The following is a 2491-nucleotide window of genomic DNA, read 5'->3' on the forward strand; positions in this document are numbered from 1 at the left end:
GTTGATTGCCGCCGAATCCTGACCCACCGACCGCACTGATTTCCGTTCAAACCTGACCCACGTATGAACCCTAGCCTGCCGCAACTTGCGGCAGGAGCATTGGAGTGATTGACGTGGCGACACTAAGTGTCATCAGGCGATGGGCCCTGCGTGAGCAGTTGTCCATCCGAGAGATAGCCCGGCGTACCGGCCTGTCTCGCAACACCATCCGGAAGTACCTGCGCAGCGACGACAAGGAGCCGTCGTACGCCAAGCGCGAGAGCCGCAGCCGGCTAGATCCGTTCGCGGAGAAGCTAGCCCAGTGGCTCAAGACCGAGTCCGGCAAGAACCGCAAGCAGCGGCGCACCTTGAAGCAGATGCACGCCGAGCTCATGGAGCTCGGCTACGACGGTTCCTACAACCGCGTGGCCGCCTTCGCGCGGGACTGGGCGCTCAAGCGCCAGGAAGCCCAGAAGACCACCGGCCGCGGCACCTTCGTGCCCCTGGTCTTCGAGCCCGGTGAGGCCTTCCAGTTCGACTGGAGCGAGGACTGGGCCGTGCTCGGTGGCGAGCGCACCAAGCTGCAGGTGGCGCACTTCAAGCTCAGTCACAGTCGGGCCTTCTACGTGAGGGCCTACCTGCTGCAGACCCACGAGATGCTGTTTGACGCCCACAACCACGCCTTCCGCGTGTTCGGCGGCGTGCCCAAGCGCGGCATCTACGACAACATGAAGACCGCCGTGGACAAGGTCCTGAGCGGCAAGGCGCGCGACGTCAATGCGCGCTTCGCCGCGATGGTCAGCCACTACCTCTTCGAGGTCGAGTTCTGCAACCCAGCCTCGGGCTGGGAGAAGGGCCAAATCGAGAAGAACGTGCGCGACGCCCGGCACCGGCTCTGGCAACCCGTGCCGGCCTTCCCCTCGCTGGACGCCCTCAACGTCTGGCTGGAGGAGCGCTGCAAAGCGCTGTGGACGGAGATCTCGCACGGCAAGCTGCCCGGTACGGTGCACGACGCCTGGCAGGAGGAGCGACCGCTGCTGATGCAGCTGCCGCGGCCCTTCGACGGCTTCATCGAGCACACCAAGCGCGTCTCACCGACCTGCCTGGTCACCTTCGAGCGCACCAGGTACAGCGTGCCGGCGTCGTACGCCAACCGGCCGGTGAGCCTGCGCGTCTACGCCGACCGGCTCGTCGTCGCGGCCGAGGGCAACATCATCTGCGAGCACCAGCGGTTCATCGACCGCCGGCACGACACGCTCGGCAAGACGATCTTCGACTGGCGGCACTACCTGGCGGTGCTGCAGCGCAAGCCCGGCGCGCTGCGCAACGGCGCGCCGTTTGTCGAGCTGCCGCAGGCCTTCAAGCGGCTGCAGGCCGAGCTGCTCAAGAAGCCGGGCGGCGACCGAGAGATGGTCGACGTCCTGGCGCTGGTCCTGCACCACGAGGAGCAGGCGGTGCTGGCCGCCGTCGAGCTGGCTCTGGAGGTCGGCGTGCCGACCAAGATGTATGTGCTCAACGTGCTGCACCGGCTGGTGGACGGGAAGACCGAGCCACCACCGGTGAATGCCCCGCACGCGCTGCGCTTGACCAACGAGCCGCAGGCCAACGTGAACCGCTATGACGCCTTGCGCGAAGAAAGGAAGGTCCGCAATGCGTGACTCAGCAACCAACGGGCTCATGACCGCACTGCGCGAGCTCAAGATGTTTGGCATGGCCCAGGCTGTGGGCGACCTGGCCGAGCAAGGCGCGCCGGCATTTGAAGCCGCGCAGCCCTTCCTGGCCCAGCTGCTCAAGGCCGAGTCCGCCGAGCGGGAGGTGCGTGCCGTCGCGTACCAGCTCAAGCAGGCCAAGTTCCCGGTTTACCGAGACTTGGCTGGCTTCGAGTTTGCGCACAGCGAAGTGAACGAAGCGCTGGTGAAGCAGTTGCATCGCGGCGAGTTCATGGACCGGGCCGAGAACGTCGTGCTGGTCGGCGGGCCGGGCACCGGCAAGACCCACCTGGCCACGGCCATCGGCGTGCAGGCCCTGGAGCATCACCGGCGACGGGTGCGCTTCTTCTCCACGGTGGAACTTGTGAACCAGCTCGAGCAGGAGAAGCTGAACAACAAGACTGGCCAGATGGCGCACCGGCTCGCTCACATGGACCTGGTGATCCTCGACGAGCTCGGCTACCTGCCGTTTAGCTCATCGGGTGGCGCGCTGCTCTTCCACCTGCTGAGCAAGCTCTACGAGCGCACCAGCGTCGTCATCACGACGAACCTGAGCTTCAGTGAATGGGCCAGCGTCTTCGGCGACGCCAAGATGACCACGGCCTTGCTGGACCGGCTCACGCACCACTGCCATATCCTTGAAACCGGCAACGAGAGCTACCGGTTCAAGAACAGCTCTGCACAACCCACCCCCAAGGAGACCAAGACCAAGAAGTTACCCACAGCCTGAGCCTCAGTGGCTCGAACAAGGGTGGGTCAAGATTGGATGGAAACGGTGGGTCAAGATCGCATGGGAATCAACA

The 2491-nt window shown here is 65.0% G+C and carries 2 protein-coding genes; both read left to right on the forward strand.

What is annotated here, in order from left to right:
- Positions 1–104: 104 nt before the first annotated feature.
- A complete protein-coding gene (istA, locus tag MCHT01_RS25305) occupies positions 105–1637 on the forward strand; it encodes an IS21 family transposase (RefSeq protein ID WP_067070542.1) in 1533 nt (510 codons plus the stop codon).
- A complete protein-coding gene (gene istB, locus MCHT01_RS25310) occupies positions 1630–2418 on the forward strand; it encodes an IS21-like element helper ATPase IstB (protein ID WP_067070545.1) in 789 nt (262 codons plus the stop codon). Before istA ends, istB begins: the two co-directional genes overlap by 8 nt.
- Positions 2419–2491: the final 73 nt, after the last annotated feature.

Origin of the sequence: Mitsuaria chitosanitabida ATCC BAA-476 = NBRC 102408 (assembly GCF_001598255.1) — a bacterium.
GTDB lineage: Bacteria > Pseudomonadota > Gammaproteobacteria > Burkholderiales > Burkholderiaceae_C > Roseateles > Roseateles chitosanitabidus.